Genomic DNA, 22,300 nt, shown 5'->3' on the forward strand with positions numbered 1-22,300 from the left:
GATACAACGTTAACGCACAGTGCTGCGTCCTGAAAAATTGTAGGATATTTAACAGTGAGCTATCAGAGTAATTAGCTTCAAAGTAGGGCGTGATCTTCGATTGTTTGATGTAGAACGGTTTGATGTGTAGGATTTGGAAACTTCGGTTGCTCGGATGATAAAGTTAAACAAAACATTACCGCCTAGTTAACCAGGGGTAACTTCCTTCCTCCCAGCTCAGCCCTTCCTCACCAATCCCCACACCCCCAGCACCGCAGGAACCCCCAACCCCACCCACGCCAGGGCATCCCACCCGCCATCCCCCAACAGGGCGGCGAACAATCCGGTGGTGCCGAGCACGCTGACCAACAGCGGAATGCGGAACACCGGCCAGAACATCGACTTCTTCCTTTTCGTCACGCCGTGGCCTCTGCGCCAGAGGCCTTGGCGGCGCGGCGGCGGACCCACCACAGGTACACGCCACTGCCCAGCACGATGATGGTCAATACATCCAGCGCCGCCCACAGGATCTGCATCGGCATGCCGCCGTAATCGCCGAAGTGCAGCGGCTGCGACAGGCCCATGGCGTCCATGTACCAAGGCCGTTCGACCACGGCAGTGACGTCCAGCGTGGTGGCGTCGATCAGCACTGGCGTCAGCAGGTGCGAGGTCAGGTGGGTACCGCCTTGCATGAACACCGCGTAATGATGTTCGCTGGAAAAGCGCGTCCCGGGGAAGGCGATGAAGTCGGGTGTCATGCCTGGCGCAGCGCCATGGGCGATGTCCAACAGGCGGGTGGCGGGCGCCAGTTGTTTGAGCGGTGGCGCGTCGCGGTAGGGTTCGATCAAGGCGCTGAGGGTTTCTGCCCGCCAGGCACCGATCAGCAGGTCGGCGCAGGCGCTGATCACCCCCGTCACGCCCACCACCAGCGCCCAGGTCAAGGTGACCACGCCGATCAGGTTGTGCAGGTCGAGCCAGCGGGTGCGGGTGGATTTCTGATTGCGCACGGTGCCAAACGTGAGTTTGCGCATGAACGGCGCATACAGCACCACCCCGGAAACGATCGCCAGCACGAACAGCAGACCCATGAATGCCAGCAACAGCTTGCCGGGCAGGCCGGCATACATGTCCACATGCAGGCGCAGCATGACCATCATGAAGCCACCGTTGGCCGAGGGCGTTTCCACGGCTTCGCCGGTACGCGCATCGAGCATGAAGGTGTGCGACGAATTGGGCTCGGTGTTGGCGGTGGCAGCGGTAATCGCCAGCACGCCGTGAGGCTCGTCCTCGTCCCAGCTGAAGTATTGCACCACTTCACCCGCACGATGGGCCTGGGCGGCTTCCACCAGTTGTTGCAGATCCAGTTGCGGCGTATTGGCAGGCATTTCGCGGAACTGTGGCGCATCGCCCAGCAGGTGTTCGATCTCGTGATGGAACACCAGGGGCAGGCCAGTGATGGCAAGCATCAGCAGGAAAAGGGTGCAGATCAGGCTGGTCCAGGTGTGGATGAAGGACCAGCGGCGGATGGTGGTGCTTTTCATTTCAGGGCCTGCAAAAAGAACCCAGCCGTCCACACAGGGATGGCTGGGTCATGGCGCGTTGAGTGCCAGGACGTTATCACCTGTAGTCGATACTGGCGACCGCTGTCGGGTAGCGGTCGGGTGCATACACGCCTTTGCGCTGGTCAGAACACCTGGTTCTGCTGCCTGCGCCGCCACTGGCTCACTTTCTCGGCCAGGACGCGGGGGCTATCCAGACCTTGGCGGCGCGCACGGCTGAACAGCAGCATGGCCAATTCCGCGGTGACCAGCGCATCGGCACTGGCGTGATGGCGCTCGCCGACCTGCAGGCCGAAATGCATGGTCCAGTCGTCCAGTCCAGCTGCGCGCAGCAGCGCATCGGGGCAGAGCATCGGCGCCAGCTCGGCGACATCGATGAAGGGGTGTTGCAACGTGTAGCCCAGACTGTCCTTGAGCGCGCGGCCCAGCATGTGCTCGTCGAACGGTGCATGGAACGCCAGCAGCGGGCTGTCGCCGACGAAGGTCATGAAATCGAGCAGGGCGTCTGCCGGCGCCTGGCCGGCGGCGATCGCTTCCGGCCCCAGGCCATGGATCAACACACTGGCGCCCAGCCGCGGTTGCTCACGCAGCAATGTGCGTTCGAACTGCTGGGAGAAGTCCACCGCGCCGTCTTCGATGACCACCGCGCCGATCGACAGCACCTGGTCCTTGTTCAGGTTCAAGCCACTGGTTTCCAGGTCCAGCACCACCCAGCGCTGTTCGCGCAGGCTGCAGTCAGCCAAAGGCTGCGGGCCTGGCAACCCTTGCAGGCGCTGCTGCAGCTCGACTGCCAGCGGGGTGGGGCGTGGCCGCCGCCACCGGAACAAATTCACAGTTGATACCTCAGGCTCAGGCTGGCCTGCAGACGTTGGGCCTGGCGCAGCGACTCGCGCAGGATGCGCCGGTCCAGGTGGTTGAGTTCGGCGGGGTCGATGCGATTGGAGTAGGGCAAGTGCTGCCGAGCCTGGGCCTGATGCTGCTGCATGCGCGTCTGCTGGATGAAATGGTACGCCTCTTCGTACGCGGCGCCGTCCTGCGCGTCGATGACCTCCTTGGCCACCAGTTGGCGCAGGCGCTCCAGGGTATTGCCGGTGTCGATGCCGTTGGCCAGGGCCAGCAGGCGGGCGCCGTCGACGAAGGGCGTCAGGCCTTGCACCTTGAGGTCCAGGGTGGCTGCCTTGTCGCTGCCTTGACGGGTGAGCACGAAGTCGCGAAAGCGCCCCACCGGCGGGCGTTGGCGCAAGGCGTTCTGCGCCAGCATGCGCTGGAACAGTCGATTGTCGGCCACCTGCTCCAGCACGCTGCGGCGCAACTGCGCACACGCCGAATCATCGCCCCATACCGTGCGCAGGTCGAAGTAGATGCTCGAATTGAGCAGGTTCTCTGGGCTCGCTTCGCGAATGAAACCGGCGAAACGCCGTGCCCATTCCAGACGCGACAGGCACAGCTCGGGGTTGCTGGCCATGACGTTGCCCGAGCACAGGCTGAAGCCACACTGTGCCAGGGCCAGGTTGATCTGGTGCGCCAGTGGCAGCAGCTTGCCGCGGATTTCGGCAGCGTGGGCAGCGTCGCGGGCTTCGAAGACGATGCCGTTGTCCTGATCGGTGTGCAGGGTCTGCTCGCGGCGGCCCTCACTGCCGAAACACAGCCAACTGAAAGGCACGCCCGGATCACCGCGCTCTTCCAGCACCAGCTCGATCACCCGGCAGACGGTGTGATCGTTGAGTAAGGTAATGAGCTGGGTGATCTGCGTCGACGATGCGCCATGGGCCAGCATGCGCTCGACCAGAGCGCTGATCTCCCCACGCAAGGCAATCAGTTGTTCCAGGCGCGAGGCATGGCGAATGGTGCGTGCCAGGTGCACCAGATCCACCCGCTGCAGGGAAAACAGGTCGCGCTCGGAGACCACGCCGCACAGGCGCTGGTCTTTCACCAGACAGACATGGGCGATGTGCCGTTCGGTCATGGCCACGGCAGCATCGAAGGCGCTGGCTTCAGGGCTGAGATGGAAGGGCCGCGGGATCATGTAGCGCTCGATGCCCGCACCGAAATCGGTGGCCGCGTCGGCCACGGCCTGGCGCAGGTCGCGCAGGGTGAAAATGCCCTGGGGGGCCTTCAAGTCATCGACGATGACGATGCTGCCCACTTGCTGCTCGTGCATCAGCCGCACGGCGTCGCGCAGCGGCAGAGAGCCTGAGCAGGTCACCGGGTGGCGCATGGCAAGGTCCCCCAGTCGGGTGTTCAGCGAATACTGGGTGCCCAGGGTTTCCACGGCCTGGCGCTGCACTTGCTGGTTGACCTGGTCGAGCAGGCTGCTCACCCCGCGCAGGGCGAAGTCGCGGAACACCGTCGACAGCGCGAACAGCTTGATGAAGGCCGGCTTGTTCAATTGCAGGCAGAAGGTGTCTTCGGCTGCCAGATGCTCGGTGCGCGTGGCCCGTTCGCCGAGCAGGGCGGCCAGCGGAAAGCACTCGCCGGCAGTGATCTCGAACGTGGTTTCGGTGCCGCGACGCGCACTGTGCGGCCGCTCGCCCACCACCTGCCCCTGCTTGACGATATAGAAATGCTCGACAGCGCCATCGGCCGGTTTGATGATGCTTTCACCGCCGGCATAGAAGCGCAGCTGGCACTGCTCGACCAGGTACGCCAGGTGGGCGTTTTCCATCTGGTTGAACGGTGGGAAGCGTTGCAGGAACTGCACGGTGCCGTGGATGTTCTGCAGCACCGCGGTCTTGCCCGCCTGGGTGAAGGCGTCGGTTTTGCTCATGGCCATTACCGCTCGATAGGTCGAATCGGAAGTTGTTGTTATGGGAGATTTGTCTTTATCGTTCGGCCATGGTCGACTGCATGGGCGAAGGTGCCCATTGGACGTAAGTCTAAAAGGCGGGATCGAGCGCAATGGCCAGATGGATAGGTTCTGGATGACGGGAAGCGTATGTCCGATCACGAATTGTTGTTGAGCGATGCCGAGCGTGAAGCGCTCAGCGAACTGGGCCAGGTGCAGGCGCTGCCGCCGCAGCTGGTGCTGGTAGTGGATGATGACGACGACACGCGGGATGTCCTCGCGCAGATTCTGGCGCTGCATGGCATCGAGTGCCTGCAGGCCGACAGCGCCATGGGCGCAATGCTGCAGTTGCGCGCCAACAGGGGCATCGGGCTGTTGATCACCGACCTGCGCATGGGGCCCGAGTCGGGCCTGGACCTCATCCGTGAAGTACGCGAGTCGGAGCGTGCGGCGCTGCCGATCATCATCATTTCAGGCGATGCCAGCGTGAAGGATGCGATTACTGCCATGCACCTGAGCGTGGTGGATTTTCTCCTCAAGCCGATCGACCTGGACCTGCTGGTAAAACTGGCGCGCGAAGAGCTCGGCTTGATCTGAAGCCTCTCCCAGGTTATCCAAGGTTATCCTGCGCCTGCCTGTGGATAACCTGTGTCGACCCCTCTGCAGGCCGCGTCCTGCAAGGCCCACAGGCAATCGTTCAAAAAACAGCCAATTTACGGCATGTTGTGCACAATCCACGGGGACCAGACTGTGGATAACCTCGGCGTAGATCGCTGTACACCAAGCTCGGCGCGGCCTGCAGCCAGTTGATCGTTTTCTGATCAGTCGCGTTTGCGTCGATTCCACCAGATATCCACACTGTAGATAGCCAGCCCCGCCCAGATGAAGATGAACGTCATCAAGGTCGCGGGAGCCAGGTGTTCGCCGAACACCTGAACGGCCAGCAGCAACACAAGCGTTGGCGCGATGTACTGCAAGAAGCCCAGCGTGGTATACGGCAAATGACGCGCCGCGGCATTGAAGCACAGCAGCGGCACCAGTGTGATCGGCCCTGCAGCCATCAACCAGAGCGCGTCGCTGGTGGTCCAGAAGGCCGGTTGGATACTGACGGCATCGCCGTGCCAAAGCAGCCAGCCCGCGGCCAGCGGTACCAGCAACCAGGTTTCGATCACCAACCCCGGCAACGCCGCCACCGGTGCCCGCTTGCGAATCAGTCCGTAGAAACTGAACGTCAAGGCCAGTGCCAATGAGACCCATGGCAGGCTGCCCACCTGCCAGACCTGCTGCGCCACCCCCGTCGCCGCCAGTGCCACGGCGATCCATTGCAGCGGGCGCAGCCGCTCACGCAGGATCAGCAGCCCGAGCAATACGTTGAGCAGCGGGTTGATGTAGTAGCCCAGGCTGGCCTCGAGCAGTCGACCGTTGTTCACCGCCCACACATAGACCAGCCAGTTGGCGGCGATCAGGCAACCGCTGCCCACCAGTATCGCCAGGCGTACGGGGTTCTCGCGCAATTCGCGCAGCCAGCCGGGGTGTTTCCACACCAGCAGCAGCAACGACCCCAGCAGCGCCGACCAGAGCACCCGCTGGGCGATGATCTCCACGGCCGGGTAGTGCGCAAGGGTCTTGAAGTAGAGAGGGATGAACCCCCAACAGATGTAGGCGCTCAGGCCCAGGATGTACCCCCGACGGGGATTGGCGACTTGCATGGAGCTCCCTGCTGGCACGGTTTCGATATCGAATCGCTGGTCGGTAACTGTTACACATCAAACCATTGGAAACAAAAAGGCGAGCACTGCTTTCAGGCACAGCTTCAGGCTAGAACAGCTTCAGCGGCTCTTCATTGAGTGCGGCCAGCTGCTCGCGCAGCGCCAGCACCTGGTCACTCCAATACCGCTCGGTGCCGAACCAGGGAAAGCTGCGCGGAAAGGCTGGATCTTCCCAGCGCCGCGCCAGCCAGGCGCTGTAGTGCATCAGGCGCAGCGCCCGCAGGGGTTCGATCAGCGCCAGCTCACGCGGATCGAAGTCGTGGAATTCGCGGTAGCCGTCCATCAGCTCGGACAACTGGCCGAGGCATTCCTGGCGGTCGCCGGCGAGCATCATCCACAGATCCTGAACCGCCGGGCCCATGCGGCAATCGTCGAGGTCGACGATATGAAACACTTCGTCGCGGCACATCATGTTGCCCGGGTGGCAGTCGCCGTGCATGCGGATGTTCTGGTGCGGTGTGGCCTTGTACACCTCTTCCACGCGCTTGAGCAGGTCTCGGGCGACCGACTCGTAGGCGGGCAGCAGGCTGCGCGGTACATGGTTGCCTTCGAGCAAGGTCTGCAGCGAATCGTGGCCGAAATTCTGCACCCCCAACGCTTCGCGGTGCTCGAACGGGCGTGTGGCGCCCACGGCATGCAGGCGGCCCAGCAGCTGGCCCAGGCGATAGAGCTGATCGAGATTGCCCGGCTCCGGCGCCCGGCCGCCGCGGCGAGGAAACAGGGTGAAGCGGAAACCGGCGTGCTCGAACAGCGTTTCGCCTTCATGCACCATGGGGGCGACCACGGGCACTTCGCAATCGGCCAGCTCGGCGGTGAAGGCGTGTTCTTCGAGGATGGCCGCGTTGGTCCAGCGATCGGGACGGTAGAACTTGGCAATCAGCGGTTGGCCATCTTCGATGCCCACCTGGTAGACGCGGTTCTCGTAGCTGTTGAGCGCCAGCACCCGGGCATCGCTGAGAAAGCCGATGCTTTCCACGGCGTCGAGCACCAGGTCTGGGGTCAGTGTTTCAAAAGGGTGGGCCATGCGTACTCCTGCGCGCGGCAGGCTGCCGCGTCCGGCTCGCCATGGTAGCGCAGACGCGGCGGCAGCGGTGGCGCGTTACGCGCCGATCACCCCGCCATCCTCGCGGCTGATGGCAATCACCGAGGAGCGCGGCTTGCCGTTGGGCAGGTGCTCGGGGAAGGTCGAACCACCGTTTTCACCCGGATGCTGGATGCCGATGAACAGGGTGCGTTGATCGGGGGCGAAGCTGACGCCGGTGACTTCGCAGCCGACCGGGCCGACCATGAAGCGACGGATCTCGCCGCTGGCCGGGTCCGCGCAGAGCATCTGGTTGTTGCCCATGCCGGCGAAGTCACCCGCGTTGCTGGTGTCGCCATCGGTCTGTACCCACAGTCGACCGGCATCGTCGAACGCCAGGCCATCGGGGCTGTTGAACATGTTCTGCGGATTGATGTTGGACGAGCCGCCCTTGGCCTGGCCAGGGTGCACGCTGGGGTTGCCGGCCACCAGGAACAGGTCCCACTCGAATTCCATGGCGCCGTGCTCGTCGCCGCTTTCGCGCCAGCGCAGGATCTGACCGTAGACGTTCTTCGCGCGCGGGTTGGGGCCGCCGACCGGTTGGCCGTCGTCACCGCGTTTGACGTTGTTGGTCAGGGTGCAATAGACCTGGCCATCTTTCGGGCTGACCACGATCCACTCGGGACGGTCCATGCGCGTGGCCTGCATGACGGTGGCAGCCAGTCGCGCGTGGATCAGTACCTCGGCCTGGCTGGCAAAGCCTTTGCTGGCATCCAGGCCGTGCTTGCCATGGGTCAGCTCCAGCCATTGGCCACGGCCCTTGGGGTGGTCGGGGTTGCCGTCGCCGTCGTCGAAACGCGCAACGTACAGTGTGCCGTGGTCGAGCAGGTCACGATTGGCCTTGGGGTTGTGGTGGTCGATGCGATCGCGGCTGATGAATTTGTAGATGAATTCGCCGCGCTCGTCGTCGCCCATGTACACCACGGCATGCCCGTCGCGGGTTTCGGCCAGGGCTGCGTTCTCATGCTTGAAGCGACCTAGTGCGGTGCGCTTGACCGGCATGGCGGTGGGGTCGAACGGGTCCACTTCCACGACCCAGCCATGACGGTTGAGTTCGTTGGGGTTGCGCGCCATGTCGAAGCGCGGATCGTGGGGGTGCCAATTGATTTCCTTGCTGGCCGCGACCACGCCGTAGCGTTTCTGCGCCGGGGTGAACGCCAGCGTTGCGTCGGTGCTGCCGAAGCAGTCGGTAAAGTTTTCTTCGCACGTGAGGTAGGTGCCCCAGGGCGTCTTGCCATTGGCACAGTTCTGGAACGTGCCATGCACCAGTTGCCCGGTGCTGTCGGCGGCGGTCTTGAGCAGAGCGTCGCCTGCGGCTGGCCCGCTGACGCGGATCGGCGTGTTGCCGTGAACGCGGCGGTTGTACTGCGAGCCCTGGACGAAGTGCCAGTGGCCGGCCTTGCGCTGGATCTCGATCACCGACAGGCCTTCGCAGGCCAGGGCCTTGCGCACCTCTTCAGCCGACTGCGGGCTGCCGCCGTGGGCGTAGAGGTAGCGGTAGTTGGTGTATTCGTTGTTGATGGCCATCAACGCGCGATTGGCGTCGTTGGGGAAGGGGAACAGACTCATGCCATCGTTGTTGTCGCCGAACTGCACTTCCTGGGCTTCGGCGCTGCCGTTGCCGCTGGGGTCGAACGCAGGGCCGCCGGCTTGCAGGGGTTGCCCCCAGCTGATCAGCACGCTGGCCCGATAGCCTGGCGGCAGGCTGATGGTGTCGCTGGTGGCAGCCGCAATGCCGGTGAAACCGAGCAGGCCGCTGTTACCGGCGCTCACGGCGCTGGCCATGGCCGTGCGGGTCAGCAGGTTACCGCCCATGAACATTGCGGCACCGCACAATGCGCCAGCACCGATGAAGCGACGACGGCTCAGGCCGGTGATCTTTTCCAGGTCGGTGGCTTGATGTTCTTCTAATAGGCTCATGATCATCTCCCTTCAGGTCAGCGAGTACCTTAAGGAGGGATTATGACGAACAGGTTGCAGGCAGGGGGTGTGCCGATGCGTGCGTGCAGAAATGTTTCCGAATACAGCAATACGGGGGGGAACCACGGTGCAAAGCCAGCATGAATGCGCACAAGAGAATTAGCTAACCAGATGGGCTAAGATACACTGTAGTCACCTGTACAAAGGAGTCGCCACCGATGGCCATTCACAATGTTCACGATGCCAAAAGCAATCTGTCCCGGCTACTGGATCAAGCTGCGGCCGGTGAAGTGGTCGTCATTGCCAAAGCCGGCAAGCCGGTTGCCCGGCTGGTGGCTTATGACACGCCACTAGCGGGTGAAGCAAAGCGTATCGGTTTCATGCTTGACCTGGAGGTACCCGAAGACTTTGATGAGCTGGACATTGAGGTCGCCAATCTCTTCGAGGGCAAGGTGTGAAGTTACTGCTCGACACGCATATCCTGATCTGGGTTGCCAAGGACAGCCCGATGCTTTCAGCAAGTGCTCGATCGTTGATCGGCAATATGGATCACGAGGTGTACTTCAGCGCAGCGAGCCTGTGGGAAGTGGCCATCAAGAACGGTCTGAGCCGCAGCGCCACGGTCATCGATACGGCGCGTCTGCGCCGGCAGCTATTGCTCAATGGCTACAGCGAGCTACCCATCACTGCAGCCCATGGCATGGCCGTGGAAAAACTGCCGCCCATTCATCGCGATCCGTTCGATCGCCTGCTATTCGCCCAGGCTACCCTCGAGAGCATGCAGTTACTGACGGCCGACGCATTGTTGAGCCAATACGGCACACCCGCATTGCACGTTTGAATCGTCCTACCCAATAAGCTCCAGATGCAGATGCTCGGCAACGCTTTGGGCACTGGCGTCCTTCAGGTAGGGCACGCGACCCAGGCAGGGCGCTGGCATGCGTTCGGCCAGGGTGGCGAGGTTATCTTCCAGGCGTGAGGTTTTCGGTTCGATGATGTTGGCCACCCAGCCGGCCAGCTGCAGGCCGTCGCGGGCGATCGCTTCCGCACTGAGCAGCGCATGGCTGATGGCGCCCAGGCGCACGCCCACCACCAGAATCACCGGCAGTTTCAGGGCAATGGCCAAGTCCGACAGGTTGGCCTGGTCGGACAGCGGCACGCGCCAGCCGCCGGCGCCTTCGATCAGGGTGAAGTCTGCCTGCTGGGCCAGCACGTGGCGCATGGGCGCCAGCAACGATCCAACCGTCAGCGCCACGCCAGCCTCGCGAGCGGCAATGTGTGGAGCGATCGCCGGTTCGAAGGCCACTGGATTGACCTGCGCATATTCCAGGCTGATCGAACTCTGCGCCATCAAGGCCAGCGCATCACTGTTGCGCAGGCCCTTGGGTGTGACATCGCAGCCCGAGGCGACGGGTTTGGCACCCAGCGTACTGAGGCCCTTGAGCCGGGCGGCGTGCAGCAGGCCGGCCGCCACCGTGGTCTTGCCGATGTCCGTGTCGGTACCGGCGATGAAATAGGCGCTCATCAGAATTGTCCTTGCTCGACGGGTTTGCGCAGCACAGCGTAGACCACCTGGTAAGTGGCTGGCAGCCCCTGGGGTGCACGAAAGGCTTCATAGGCTTGCAGCAGACCAAGCATGCGCGCGCGGCCGGTCAGGCCGTCGGGTCGGCCGGGGTTGAGATTGTGCGCGCCCAGCGCCTTGAGTTCATGGGTCAGGCCGCGCACGTCCGCGTAGTGCAGCACATGGGGCACGTTATCCAGGCTCAGTACCTCCAGACCGCTGTTGGCGCACAGGCGCTGGTAGTCGGCGAACTCACGGAAGCGGTTGACGTGCACCCGGCCATCCACTGCGCGCCAGCTCTGGCGCAGCTCGTGCAGCGTGCCCGCGCACAGGCTGGCGAATGCCAGCACGCCACCGGGCTGCAGTGTTCGGTGGGCCTCGGCAAGCACCGCGGCGAAGTCGCTGCACCATTGCACCGCCAGGCTGGAATAGATCAGGCCACAGCTGCCATTGCGCAACGGCAGTTGCTCGGCATCTCCGGCCACATGCCAAGAGGTGCCGCCCTGGGCGCGGGCGTGGGTCAGCATGCCTTCGGCAATGTCCAGCGCCACGCCGGCGACCTCGGGAAAACGCTGCGCCAGGGCGCGGCTGAAATAGCCCGTGCCGCTGCCCAAGTCGAGCCATTGCGAGGGTTGCAGACCGGTCGGCAGGCGTGCGAGCAGCGCGTGCCCAACGTCGCGTTGCAACTGCGCGACGCTGTCGTAACTCGCCGCTGCCTTGGAAAAGGAAGCCGCCACCCGCCGCTTGTCCGGCAACGCAGACCCCGCCTCGGCCCCTGTAGCAGCGGCGCAAGCCGCGTCATCTACCATCGCCAAACGTGCGCCAAACGCAACACCCTTGCCGTTATTCATCAAAACCTCGCTCACGCAGGAAGGCCTGAATTGCACCGGCGACCCTTTGCGAGTCCTCCAGCATGAACGCATGGCTGGTCTGCTCGACCAGGCCGATCTCCGCCTCTGGCAGCAGCTCCCGCAACGCGCTTACGGCACCAACAGGCACCAGCGAATCGTTCCCGGCAAACAGGTGCAGTTGCGGCCCGGCAAACGCCTGCAACGCGGCCCGGGTATCCAGCTCCGCCAGCACATGCAGGCCCTCCACCAACGTCTGTGTCGAAGTCGGCTCAGCAACCGCCAGTCGCCGAGAAAGCCCGCGCGGATCAGCAGCGCCTTGCGCACAAAGCGACGCGAAGCGCTTCAGCAGGTTTTTCGGATCCGCCTCGCAAGCGGCCAGAAACGCTTCGAACGTCTTAGCGGGCATCGCCTCCGGCCAGTCGGCGCGGGCCACGAAACAGGGGTTGCTGGCCAGCGTCAGCAAGCCACGACAGCGCTCGCCACGGCGCGCCGCCAGTTCGGCAGCAAGCATGCCTCCCAGCGACCAGCCGCCCAGCCAGACACCGTCCGGCAGGCGTTCGTCGAGCGCGTCGAGCCAGTCGGAAAGCTGGATGGAACCGGGCTCGGGCAAGGCTTCGATCCGCGCCTGCACGGGTTCAGCGAGCCCTCGCAAGGCGGCGACCAGGGGATCCAAAGCACCGTTGCCCAGGCCCCAGCCAGGTAGCAGGATCAAGCGATCAAGCATGTTCAGCTCCCAGCAACGGGTAGCACTCAGCCAGCGCATCGAGCAGTCGCTGCACTTGGGCACTGCTGTGAGCGGCCGAAAGCGTGACCCGCAATCGCGCACTGCCGACAGGCACTGTTGGCGGGCGAATGGCCGTCACCAGCACTCCGCGCTCGCGCAACAGCCGCGACAAATGCAGGGCTCGCCCGGCGTCGCCGATGAGAATGGGTTGAATGGGCGTGAAGCTGTCCATCAAGGTCAGGCCCAACCGGGCAGCGCCCTGTCTGAACTGCGCGATCAGGGTCGCCAGGTGCTCGCGCCGCCAGTGCTCGCTGCGCAGCAGCTGCAGGCTGCGCAACGTGGCGCAGGCCAGCGCCGGTGGCTGGCTGGTGGTGTAGATGTAGGGCCGGGCGAACTGCACCAGCGTCTCGATCAGTTCCTCGCTGCCGGCTACGAAGGCGCCCGCAGTGCCGAAGCCCTTGCCCAAGGTCCCGACCAGCACCTGCACATCGTCCAACCCCAACCCGAAGTGTTCGACGATACCGCCACCGGTGGCGCCTAGCGCACCGAACCCGTGGGCATCGTCGACCATCAGCCAGGCACCCTTGGCGCGGGCCGAAGCGGCCAGTTGCGGCAGCTCGGCAAGGTCACCGTCCATGCTGAAGACGCCATCGGTCACCACCAGCGTATTGCCGGTGGCTTTGTCGAGGCGCGTTTCCAGGCTGGCGGCATCGTTGTGCAGGTAACGGCTGAAGCGCGCGCCGCTGAGCAGCCCGGCGTCTAGCAGCGAGGCGTGGTTGAGCCGGTCCTGCAGCACGGTATCGCCTTGCCCCACCAGGGCGGTGACCGCCCCCAGGTTAGCCATGTAGCCGGTGGAAAACAGCAACGCCCGCGGACGCCCGGTCAATTCGGCCAAGGCCTCTTCCAGCGCGTGGTGAGGGCTGCTGTGACCGACCACCAGATGCGATGCTCCACCGCCCACGCCCCAGCGCTCGGCGCCCTCGCGCCAGGCCTTGATCACTTCGGGGTGGTTGGCCAGGCCCAGGTAGTCGTTGCTGCAGAAAGCCAGCAGCGGTTGGCCATCGACCACCACGCATGGCCCCTGCGGGCTTTGCAGCAATGGACGCTGACGATAGAGGTCGGCGGCGTGGCGCTCGGCCAGGCGCGCGCTGAGGTCGAAGGGCATGCAGGCCTCGAATGGCAGGGGGTGAACGCCGGCCGCTGGGGCCGGCGCAGGGTCAGGCGGACGCGGCGTCGTAGAACAGGTCGCTGCTCTTCTGCTCGACCAGGGCCTGTTCGATGGCCGCTTGATGGACCTCGTCGGCGTGTTCTTCACGAGCTTCGGGAGCGATCCCCAGGCGGGCGAACAACTGCATGTCCTTGTCTGCCTGCGGGTTGGCCGTGGTCAACAGCTTGTCGCCATAGAAGATCGAGTTGGCCCCGGCCAGGAAAGCCAGTGCCTGCATCTGTTCGTTCATCGCTTCGCGCCCGGCGGAAAGGCGCACATGGGACTGCGGCATGAGAATGCGCGCCACGGCGAGCATGCGGATGAAATCGAACGGGTCGATATCCTCGGCGTTTTCCAGCGGTGTACCGGCCACTTTCACCAGCATGTTGATCGGCACCGACTCGGGATGCTCGGGCAGGTTGGCCAACTGGATCAGCAGCCCGGCGCGGTCGTCCAGCGACTCGCCCATGCCCAGGATGCCGCCGGAGCAGATCTTCATGCCGGCGTCGCGCACGTGGGCCAGGGTCTGCAGGCGTTCGCTGTAGGTGCGGGTGGTGATGATGCTGGCGTAGAACTCCGGCGAGGTGTCCAGGTTGTGGTTGTAGTAGTCGAGGCCGGCCTGGGCCAGCGCCTTGGTCTGGTCTTCGTCCAGGCGCCCCAGGGTCATGCAGGTTTCCAGGCCCAGCGCCTTGACCCCGGCAACCATTTGCAACACGTAGGGCATGTCCTTGGCCGAAGGGTGTTTCCAGGCCGCGCCCATGCAGAATCGCGTCGAACCGATGGCCTTGGCGCGGGCGGCTTCCTCGAGCACCTTCTGCACTTCCATCAGCTTTTCTTTTTCCAGCCCTGTGTTGTAGTGCCCCGATTGCGGGCAGTACTTGCAGTCCTCGGGGCAGGCGCCGGTCTTGATCGACAGCAGGGTCGAGACCTGGACCCGATTGGGGTCGAAATGCGCCCGGTGCACGCTTTGCGCCTGGAACAGCAGGTCGTTGAACGGCTGCACGAACAGCGCCTTGACCTCGGCCAGGGTCCAGTCGTGACGAACGGTTGCAGTTGTACTGGCGCTCATCGGCGATTCCTTGTTTATGCTTGGGCGCGCGCAGGGACGCTGGAATGTCCATGGGCGCAACGCGGCTATTGAGTTGAATGCGGGCATGATTAAGGAAGCTCCATGCACTGTCAACCTTCTACGGCTGCCAGGGTCTACAAGTGGCTAGAAAATGATCAGATTTGCCTGCTGTGCGACGAAGCGTCGGGCAATCCCTATGCCCTGTGCGAGGCCTGCGAATGCGACCTTCCCTGGCTGGAGGAGCAGTGCACGGTGTGCGCATTGCCCTTGGCGATGAGTGGGTTCACCTGCGCGCCCTGTCGGCGTCGGCCACCCGCATTCGGCAAGGTGGAAACCCCCTGGCACTATGGTTTTCCCCTCGACAGCCTGATCACCCGCTTCAAGCACAACAGCCAGTGGCCCTATGGACGTTTGCTGGCCGAGTTGACCAGTCACTGGCTCGATCATCGTTTCAACGAAGGGTTGCCACGCCCGCAGTTGCTGATCCCGGTGCCCATGGGGCGCAAACGCCTGCGCAGACGCGGTTTCAACCAGGCTGAAATGCTCGCTCGGTGGTTGTCCGAGGCACTGCACATCGACTGCGATTCGACCCTGGTGCAACGACCGCGCGAGACCCAGGCGCAGCAGGAACTGGGCGCCAAGGCGCGGCTGCACAACCTGGAACGAGCCTTTGCCTTGATGCCCGGTGCGGTGCTCGACGGAGTGCACGTCGCCTTGGTCGACGATGTGATGACCACCGGCGCCACCGCGCAGGCCCTGGCCACGCTGCTTCGCGAGGGCGGCGCCGCGCGGGTCGACGTCTACTGTCTGGCGCGCACGGCCAAGCCCGAGTAGCCTTGGGCCATGACCTTGCCTCCTTTGCTGGCCCAGTACATCGCCCGTCGTCCGCAACGCATCGAACTGCTGCGTCATATCGCCGAGCAGGGTTCGATCACCCGTGCCGCCAAGGCGGCTGGCCTGAGCTACAAGGGCGCCTGGGACGCCATCGACGAACTCAACAACCTGGCCCAAACGCCGCTGGTCGAACGGGTCGTGGGCGGCAAGGGCGGTGGTGGCGCGTGCTTGTCCGCGGAAGGGCAGCGCATGCTGCGCCTTTACCAGAAGCTCCAGGCCTTGCAGGCGCAGGTGCTCGAAGCCGCCGAGGACGTCGGCGACCTCGACCTGCTGGGCCGACTCATGCTGCGTACCAGCGCCCGCAATCAACTGCACGGCCGCGTGACTGCCATCGACGCTCAAGGGCGCAACGACGAAATCACTCTGGACCTGGGCGCGGGGCTGAGCCTGCGTGCGCAGATCACCCATGACAGCACGCAAACCCTGACGCTGGTGCCCGGCGCTGGTGTGGTGGCCTTGATCAAGGCGGGTTGGTTGTGCGTGTTGCCACTGGATGCTCCCGCCATGCCTGGTCACAGCTGCCTGCAGGGTGTGTTGGAGCAGGTCCTGAAGGACGCTCGAGGGCCTTGCGAAATGCGTATCGGCCTGGCGAATGGGCAGACCCTGTGCGCACTTTCCGAGCACTGCTCGATCCGTGAGGGCGACTCGGTCAATGTGTGGCTCGATCCTGCCAACGTTCTACTCGGTACTCCGCTCTAACCCGCGCCATACCCGCCGAACCCTGTTGATCCCCCTTTTCAGCGAGCCAGCCCGCAGCCGCCACGGCACCGTGACGGCCGCCGGGCGGGTATTGACTTTGCGCAGGCGTAAACGTATGTTTCAAACAGCCGTTTGATAGCGACAACCTGTCGCAGGTCGAACCCATCGGAATTCATCAGCAGAGGTTTATCGCTATGCCTGAGTACAAGGCCCCCTTGCGTGATATTCGCTTCGTCCGCGACGAGTTGCTCGGCTACGAAGCGCACTATCAAAGCCTGCCCGGCTGCCAGGATGCGACCCCGGACATGGTCGATGCCATCCTCGAAGAAGGCGCCAAGTTCTGCGAACAGGTACTGGCTCCGCTGAACCGTGTGGGCGACATCGAAGGCTGCACCTGGAGCGAAGACGGCGTGAAGACGCCGACCGGCTTCAAGCAGGCCTACAAACAGTTCGTCGAAGGCGGCTGGCCAAGCCTGGCCCACGACGTCGAACACGGTGGCCAGGGCCTGCCCGAATCCCTCGGTCTGGCGGTGAGCGAGATGATCGGCAGCGCCAACTGGTCATGGGGCATGTACCCCGGCCTGTCCCACGGCGCCATGAACACCATTTCCGCCCACGGCACGCCCGAGCAGCAAGAGGCCTACCTGACCAAGCTGGTGTCCGGCGAGTGGACCGGCACCATGTGCCTGACCGAACCACACTGCGGCACCGACCTGGGCATGCTGCGCACCAAGGCCGAACCCCAGGCCGACGGCAGCTATGCAATCAGCGGCACGAAGATCTTCATTTCTGCCGGCGAACACGACATGGCTGACAACATCGTGCACATCGTGCTGGCACGCCTGCCCGATGCACCGGCCGGCACCAAGGGCATCTCGCTGTTCATCGTGCCCAAGTTCCTGCCTGACAGCGATGGCGCGATCGGCGCGCGCAATGCGGTGAGCTGTGGCTCGCTGGAACACAAGATGGGCATTCACGGCAACGCCACCTGCGTGATGAACTTCGACAGCGCCACCGGCTACCTGATCGGCCCTGCCAACAAGGGCCTGAACTGCATGTTCACCTTCATGAACACGGCACGCCTGGGCACTGCCCTGCAGGGTCTGGCCCATGCCGAAGTCGCGTTCCAGGGTGGCCTGCGCTATGCCCGCGATCGCCTGCAGATGCGCTCGCTGACCGGCCCCAAGGCGCCCGACAAGGCTGCCGACCCGATCATCGTGCACCCGGACGTACGGCGCATGCTGTTGACCATCAAGGCCTTCGCCGAAGGCACGCGGGCCATGGTCTATTTCACCGCCAAGCTGGTGGACGTGCTCAAGTTCAGCCAGGACGAGGAAGAGCGCAAGCGCGCCGATGCTCTGCTGGCGTTCATGACGCCGATCGCCAAGGCGTTCATGACCGAAGTCGGTTTCGAGGCCGCCAACCACGGCGTGCAGATCTACGGCGGGCACGGCTTCATTGCCGAGTGGGGCATGGAGCAGAACGTGCGCGACAGCCGCATTTCCATGCTGTACGAAGGCACCACCGGCATCCAGGCACTCGACCTGCTGGGGCGCAAGGTGCTCATGACCCAGGGCGAGGCCCTCAAGGGCTTTACCCGGATCGTGCACAAGTTCTGCCAGGCCAACGAAGGCAACGAGGCCGTCGCCGAGTTCGTTACACCCCTGGCGCAGTTGAACAAGGAGTGGGGCGAGCTGACCATGAAGGTCGGCATGGCCGCCATGAAAGATCGCGAAGAAGTCGGCGCAGCCTCGGTCGATTACGTGATGTATTCGGGTTACGCCTGCCTGGCCTATTTCTGGGCCGACATGGCTCGTGTGGCAGCGCAGAAGCTGGCTGAAGGCACGGGCGATGCCGCGTTCTACACGGCCAAGCTGCAAACGGCGCGCTTCTACTTCCAGCGCATCCTGCCGCGCACCCGCACTCACGTTGCCGCCATGCTCTCGGGCGCGGCCAACCTGATGGACATGGACGAAGCGCACTTCGGCCTGTCCTACTGACAGGTACGCCAACCAGCCGGGCGGCGCGCGTCTTGCCGAGCGCGCCACCCGGCTTTCGAACCTCAGCCCTCGAATTTCTGCGAGTCAGCCATGGCGGATTACAAAGCTCCCCTGCGCGATATGCGCTTTGTTCTGAACGAAGTATTCGACGTTGCCAGCCACTGGGCGCAGCTGCCGGGCCTGGCCGACAGCGTCGATGTCGACACCATGGAGGCCATTCTCGAGGAGGCCGGCAAGGTCACCGCCCAGGCCATCGCGCCCTTGAGCCGGGCGGCCGATGAAGAGGGCTGCCACTGGCGCGATACCGCGGTGACCACTCCGGCCGGGTTCATCCAGGCCTATCGGACCTACGCCGAGGGTGGCTGGGTCGGCGTGGGTGGCGAACCTGCCCACGGTGGCATGGGCATGCCCAAGGTGATTTCGGCGCAGGTCGAGGAAATGGTCAACTCGGCCAGCCTGGCGTTCGGCCTGTACCCGATGCTGACTGCCGGTGCCTGCCTGTCCATCAACGCCCATGCCAGTGAAGAGCTGAAACGCACCTACCTGCCCAAGATGTATGCCGGGACCTGGGCCGGCTCCATGTGCCTGACCGAAGCCCATGCGGGTACCGATCTGGGCCTGATCCGCACGCGTGCCGAACCGCAGGCAGACGGCAGCTACAAGGTCAGCGGGACGAAAATCTTCATCACCGGCGGCGAACACGACCTGACCGAGAACATCATTCATCTGGTGTTGGCCAAGCTTCCCGACGCACCGCCCGGCCCCAAGGGCATCTCGCTGCTGCTGGTGCCCAAGTTCATGGTCGATGCCGACGGTAACCTGGGCGCGCGCAACGCGGTGTCCTGCGGTTCCATCGAACACAAGATGGGCATCCAGGCGTCGGCCACCTGCGTGATGAACTTCGATGGCGCCACCGGTTACCTGGTCGGCGAGGCCAACAAGGGCCTGGCGGCCATGTTCACCATGATGAACTACGAGCGTCTGGGCGTAGGCATTCAGGGCCTAGCGTCGGCCGAGCGCTCCTATCAGAACGCTGTGGAGTACGCCCGTGACCGGCTGCAGAGCCGTTCGCCCACCGGGGCCATGCAGGCCGACAAGATGGCCGACCCGATCATCGTCCACCCGGACGTGCGGCGCATGCTGCTGACCATGAAAGCCTGCAATGAAGGCGGGCGGGCGTTCTCCACCTACGTGGCGCTGCAGTTGGACACCGCCAAGTACAGCGAAGAGCCGGCCACGCGCAAGCGCGCCGAAGACATGGTGGCTTTGCTGACTCCGGTGGCCAAGGCCTTCCTCACCGACCTGGGCCTGGAAACCACGGTGCATGGCCAGCAGGTATTCGGTGGCCACGGCTATATCCGCGAATGGGGCCAGGAGCAGTTGGTCCGCGATGTGCGCATTACCCAGATCTACGAGGGCACCAACGGCATCCAGGCACTGGACCTGATGGGCCGCAAGGTGGTGGGCAACGGTGGTGCGTTCTATCAGCTGTTTTCCGACGAAGTGCGTGCCTACGCCGCCCAGGCCGATGCCGCGTTGCAGGAGTTCGCCCAGCCGCTGATTCACGCGCTGGATCGCTTGGACGCCTTGACGGCAGGGGTTCTGGACCGCGCCGCGAACGATCCGCGCGAGATCGGCGCCGCATCGGTCGAGTACCTGCAGGCCTTTGGTTACACCGCCTACGCCTACATGTGGACGAGAATGGCGGCGGCCGCGCTGGGCAGGCAGGACGAGGCGTTTTATGCCAGCAAACTGGGCACGGCGCGCTTTTATTTCGCCCGGTTGTTGCCGCGGATCCACTCGCTGGCGGCTGCCGTCGATGCCGGCAGCGCGTCACTGTTTCTGTTGGATGAGGAGCAATTCTGACGATGTAAGCTTTGGCTTACATCACGTGGTGTCTTTGAGCTATATCCACGGATTGGATCCACAGTTAATCTTCACTCCAAGGACGTTGCGCAGGATGCGCCTAGATATAACAGGGACACGTAGGATTTCTGCCAGGACGGCGGACGGAAATGGATGTCATGGGAAACAGTCTGCAAAACCCCGCCTCGGCGGGGTTTTCTTTTTTCCGCTCCCGAATAATTTCCCCTGTAGCAGCGGCGCAAGCCGCGTCACCCACTGCGCGGTACACCTGACCCACTGCATCAAGGCCGGACGCGGCTCGCGCCGCTGCTACAGGAACGCGTGGGGCTCATTATGGGCTGCGCGACCCGTGTAGCAGCGGCGCAAGCCGCGTCACTGGCGACGCGATACACCTGACACTCCGCATCGACGTCGGACGCGGCTCGCGCCGCTGCTACAGGAACGCGTGGGGCTCATTACGGGCTGCGCGACCCGTGTAGCAGCGGCGCAAGCCGCGTCACTGGCGACGCGATACACCTGACACCCCGCTTCGACGCCGGACGCGGCTCACCCACCCCCTGTAGCAGCGGCGCGTCAGGTCATGGTTTCGCTGGCGGCTTGAGCAGCGCTTCGGCCGCTTTGGCCAGGTCTGGCGGGAGGAAATCCCGGTCCGGGTTGTAATCGGCCTTGAGGAATCGTGTCAGGTCCTGCAGGTCGCCGGGGCTCAGAATGCCCGCCGCCTGCTTGAGCCGCAGGTTGTCGAGAATGTAGTCATAGCGGGTGTTGTTGTAGTCGCGCACCGAGCTGTACAGCTGGCGCTGCGCATCGAGCACGTCGACGATGTTGCGCGTTCCCACCTGATAGCCGATTTCCGTGGCCAGCACCGAGCTCTGGTTGGAGATGATCGACTGCTTGCGCGCCTGCACCTGCTCGACATCGGTGTTCACCGCGCGGTGCAGGTTGCGGGTGTTCTCCACCACCTGTCGGCGCAGGCTTTCACGCTGCTGCTCACTTTGCGTGAGCCGCGCATAGGCCTCACGGACCTGCGAACTGGTCAAACCGCCGCTGTAGATCGGAATGTTCAACTGCACCCCGATGCTGCGCTGCGACACGTCGCTGCCATAGCTCACGCCCGGCAGATTGGAAGGATTGCTGAAACCCAGATTGTCGTTGTCACCCTTCTGGTATTGCGCCACCGCATCCACCGTGGGCGCATGCCCGGCCTTGCGCTGGCGCAAGGTCTGCTCGGCAGCTTCCACGGCGTAGTTGCTGGCCAGCAGATCGAGGTTCTGCCGGGAAGCGGTGTCGACCCACGCACTCGCGTCGTTGGGCATCGGCGCCAGCACCGGCAAGGTGTGAACGATGCCCTGGATCGAGTTGTATTCGCGGTTGGTCAGCGTGATCAGGGCCTGGAAGGCGTCGTCGACCTGACGCTGGGCGATGATTCGATTGGCCCGGGCGGTGTCGTAGCTGGCCTGGGATTGCAGGGTGTCGGTCTTGTCGGACAGACCGACGTTGAAACGCTCCTGCGACTGATCGAGCTGGCGCCGGAAAGCATTCTCTTCGGCACGCGCGGTGGCCAGGTTGTCCTGCGCGCGCAGCACCGAGAAATAGGCCTGGGCACTCTGCAGAATCAGGTTCTGCTCGGTGGCCGACAGCTGCACGGCCGCCTGCTCGTCGACCGCTTTGGCGGCCTTGAGCTGAAACCAGCGGTCGGCGCGGAACAGCGGCTGGCTCAACTGCGCCCGGTAGGAATTGCCGCTGCGGTTGTACACCGCCGACGGTTGGTCCAGCGCCGTGCGGGTATCGTTGATGTCGTAGCCCGCCGACAGGTTGGGCAGCAAGCCGGCCCGCGCCTGCGGCACGATTTCGCTTTGCGCGGCGTAGTCGGCCCGCGACGCGGCCAGGTCGGCGTTGTTCAGCACCGCTTCCTGATAGACGCTGACCAGGTCGGTCATGCTCGCCAGCGGTGCCTGCTGCGCCAGGGCCATGCCTGGAATGGCACCGGACACGGCCAGGGCGAGGGCCGTTGCCGAGGGAAATCTACTGCGCAGCATGGGGCAATCCTTGGTCTGAAAGCTGGGTCTGGGCATCAGCTGTGAAAATAGGCGTGGGGCAGGGCGAGTGTAGAGCGCGACGCGCCGCACAACAATCCGGCGCAACGGCCAATATCAAGACCTGCAGGCGGAGTTGGCGTTCCGTGTGCGGGCCGTCTATGCTGTGCACGTTCTTGTCGGGGTGCCTTGCTATGAGGTTGAGATCGGATAATCCGGATCCCGTTGAACCTGATCAGGTTAACGCCTGCGTAGGGAACAAGATTTCTCGTCCTTTCGGCGAGTCCTCTTGTGCTTCGTCCG

General features: G+C 63.9%; 20 protein-coding genes and 1 riboswitch. Of the genes, 7 read left to right on the forward strand and 13 right to left on the reverse strand.

Annotated features, from left to right (window positions below):
• Positions 1-216: 216 nt before the first annotated feature.
• The 4 genes from IFT44_RS12205 to IFT44_RS12220 form a co-directional block, all read right to left on the reverse strand.
• A complete protein-coding gene (locus IFT44_RS12205; RefSeq protein ID WP_192102987.1) occupies positions 217-399 on the reverse strand; it encodes a hypothetical protein in 183 nt (60 codons plus the stop codon).
• On the reverse strand, positions 396-1,520 hold the full coding sequence (locus IFT44_RS12210) for a PepSY-associated TM helix domain-containing protein (protein ID WP_192137572.1): 1,125 nt from the start codon (positions 1,518-1,520) through the stop codon (positions 396-398). Before IFT44_RS12210 ends, IFT44_RS12205 begins: the two co-directional genes overlap by 4 nt.
• Before the next feature lie 143 nt (positions 1,521-1,663).
• Positions 1,664-2,371: an exonuclease domain-containing protein gene (locus tag IFT44_RS12215; protein ID WP_192175961.1), complete on the reverse strand. Its 708-nt coding sequence runs from the start codon at positions 2,369-2,371 to the stop codon at positions 1,664-1,666.
• Positions 2,368-4,311 (reverse strand): putative nucleotidyltransferase substrate binding domain-containing protein, encoded by a 1,944-nt coding sequence (locus IFT44_RS12220; protein ID WP_192059015.1) that lies wholly within the window; start codon positions 4,309-4,311, stop codon positions 2,368-2,370. Before IFT44_RS12220 ends, IFT44_RS12215 begins: the two co-directional genes overlap by 4 nt.
• Positions 4,312-4,473: 162 nt before the next feature.
• Between IFT44_RS12220 and IFT44_RS12225 the strand changes: the two genes are divergently transcribed.
• On the forward strand, positions 4,474-4,920 hold the full coding sequence (locus IFT44_RS12225) for a response regulator (RefSeq protein ID WP_192055805.1): 447 nt from the start codon (positions 4,474-4,476) through the stop codon (positions 4,918-4,920).
• A gap of 224 nt (positions 4,921-5,144) precedes the next feature.
• Here IFT44_RS12225 and rarD read toward each other — a convergent pair whose 3' ends face one another.
• The 3 genes from rarD to IFT44_RS12240 all read right to left on the reverse strand — a co-directional run bounded on the left by rarD (position 5,145) and on the right by IFT44_RS12240 (position 9,093).
• Positions 5,145-6,032, reverse strand: a complete 888-nt coding sequence (gene rarD / locus IFT44_RS12230; RefSeq protein WP_122480420.1) for an EamA family transporter RarD — start codon at positions 6,030-6,032, stop codon at positions 5,145-5,147.
• Between the two features lie 109 nt (positions 6,033-6,141).
• Complete coding sequence (locus IFT44_RS12235) at positions 6,142-7,116, reverse strand: serine/threonine protein kinase (protein ID WP_192175962.1); 975 nt, start codon at positions 7,114-7,116, stop codon at positions 6,142-6,144.
• Between the two features lie 75 nt (positions 7,117-7,191).
• Positions 7,192-9,093, reverse strand: a complete 1,902-nt coding sequence (locus tag IFT44_RS12240; RefSeq protein WP_192102851.1) for a PhoX family protein — start codon at positions 9,091-9,093, stop codon at positions 7,192-7,194.
• Positions 9,094-9,311: 218 nt separating this feature from the next.
• On the opposite strand from IFT44_RS12240, the gene IFT44_RS12245 reads away from it, so the two are divergent.
• Both IFT44_RS12245 and IFT44_RS12250 read left to right on the forward strand, forming a co-directional pair.
• Complete coding sequence (locus IFT44_RS12245; RefSeq protein WP_122480418.1) at positions 9,312-9,551, forward strand: type II toxin-antitoxin system Phd/YefM family antitoxin; 240 nt, start codon at positions 9,312-9,314, stop codon at positions 9,549-9,551.
• Positions 9,548-9,934 carry a PIN domain-containing protein gene (locus IFT44_RS12250; RefSeq protein WP_192102852.1) on the forward strand — a complete coding sequence of 129 codons (387 nt, stop codon included), beginning with the start codon at positions 9,548-9,550 and terminating at the stop codon, positions 9,932-9,934. Before IFT44_RS12245 ends, IFT44_RS12250 begins: the two co-directional genes overlap by 4 nt.
• A 6-nt stretch (positions 9,935-9,940) precedes the next feature.
• On the opposite strand, the gene bioD is transcribed toward IFT44_RS12250, so the two are convergent.
• The 5 genes from bioD to bioB are packed head-to-tail and all read right to left on the reverse strand — an operon-like array spanning position 9,941 to position 14,505.
• Entirely contained in the window at positions 9,941-10,621 is a 681-nt protein-coding gene (gene bioD, locus IFT44_RS12255; RefSeq protein WP_192102968.1) for a dethiobiotin synthase, read from the reverse strand.
• A complete protein-coding gene (gene bioC / locus IFT44_RS12260) occupies positions 10,618-11,463 on the reverse strand; it encodes a malonyl-ACP O-methyltransferase BioC (RefSeq protein ID WP_192102969.1) in 846 nt (281 codons plus the stop codon). The genes bioD and bioC overlap by 4 nt, the downstream gene beginning before the upstream one ends.
• A 34-nt stretch (positions 11,464-11,497) precedes the next feature.
• Positions 11,498-12,229 (reverse strand): alpha/beta fold hydrolase, encoded by a 732-nt coding sequence (locus IFT44_RS12265; RefSeq protein ID WP_192102853.1) that lies wholly within the window; start codon positions 12,227-12,229, stop codon positions 11,498-11,500.
• A complete protein-coding gene (bioF, locus tag IFT44_RS12270) occupies positions 12,222-13,394 on the reverse strand; it encodes an 8-amino-7-oxononanoate synthase (protein WP_192102854.1) in 1,173 nt (390 codons plus the stop codon). Before bioF ends, IFT44_RS12265 begins: the two co-directional genes overlap by 8 nt.
• A 52-nt stretch (positions 13,395-13,446) precedes the next feature.
• On the reverse strand, positions 13,447-14,505 hold the full coding sequence (gene bioB, locus IFT44_RS12275; protein ID WP_122480412.1) for a biotin synthase BioB: 1,059 nt from the start codon (positions 14,503-14,505) through the stop codon (positions 13,447-13,449).
• 102 nt (positions 14,506-14,607) lie between these two features.
• Here bioB and IFT44_RS12280 point away from each other — a divergent pair, with 102 nt between their 5' ends.
• From IFT44_RS12280 to IFT44_RS12295, 4 genes are all read left to right on the forward strand, one after another.
• Positions 14,608-15,339 (forward strand): ComF family protein, encoded by a 732-nt coding sequence (locus IFT44_RS12280; protein ID WP_192102855.1) that lies wholly within the window; start codon positions 14,608-14,610, stop codon positions 15,337-15,339.
• 9 nt (positions 15,340-15,348) lie between these two features.
• Positions 15,349-16,098 (forward strand): TOBE domain-containing protein, encoded by a 750-nt coding sequence (locus tag IFT44_RS12285; protein ID WP_192059029.1) that lies wholly within the window; start codon positions 15,349-15,351, stop codon positions 16,096-16,098.
• A 194-nt stretch (positions 16,099-16,292) separates the two neighbouring features.
• On the forward strand, positions 16,293-18,098 hold the full coding sequence (locus tag IFT44_RS12290; protein WP_122480409.1) for a phenylacyl-CoA dehydrogenase: 1,806 nt from the start codon (positions 16,293-16,295) through the stop codon (positions 18,096-18,098).
• A 90-nt stretch (positions 18,099-18,188) separates the two neighbouring features.
• Positions 18,189-19,964, forward strand: coding sequence for an acyl-CoA dehydrogenase C-terminal domain-containing protein (locus tag IFT44_RS12295; RefSeq protein ID WP_192059032.1), 1,776 nt, complete (start codon positions 18,189-18,191; stop codon positions 19,962-19,964).
• Positions 19,965-20,542: 578 nt separating this feature from the next.
• On the opposite strand, the gene IFT44_RS12300 is transcribed toward IFT44_RS12295, so the two are convergent.
• Complete coding sequence (locus IFT44_RS12300; protein WP_122480407.1) at positions 20,543-22,000, reverse strand: TolC family outer membrane protein; 1,458 nt, start codon at positions 21,998-22,000, stop codon at positions 20,543-20,545.
• Positions 22,001-22,167: 167 nt separating this feature from the next.
• Positions 22,168-22,272: riboswitch (TPP riboswitch) on the forward strand.
• The last annotated feature ends 28 nt before the right edge of the window (positions 22,273-22,300 follow it).

Origin of the sequence: Pseudomonas sp. CFBP 13710 (genome assembly GCF_014842235.1) — a bacterium.
Lineage (GTDB): Bacteria > Pseudomonadota > Gammaproteobacteria > Pseudomonadales > Pseudomonadaceae > Aquipseudomonas > Aquipseudomonas baltica.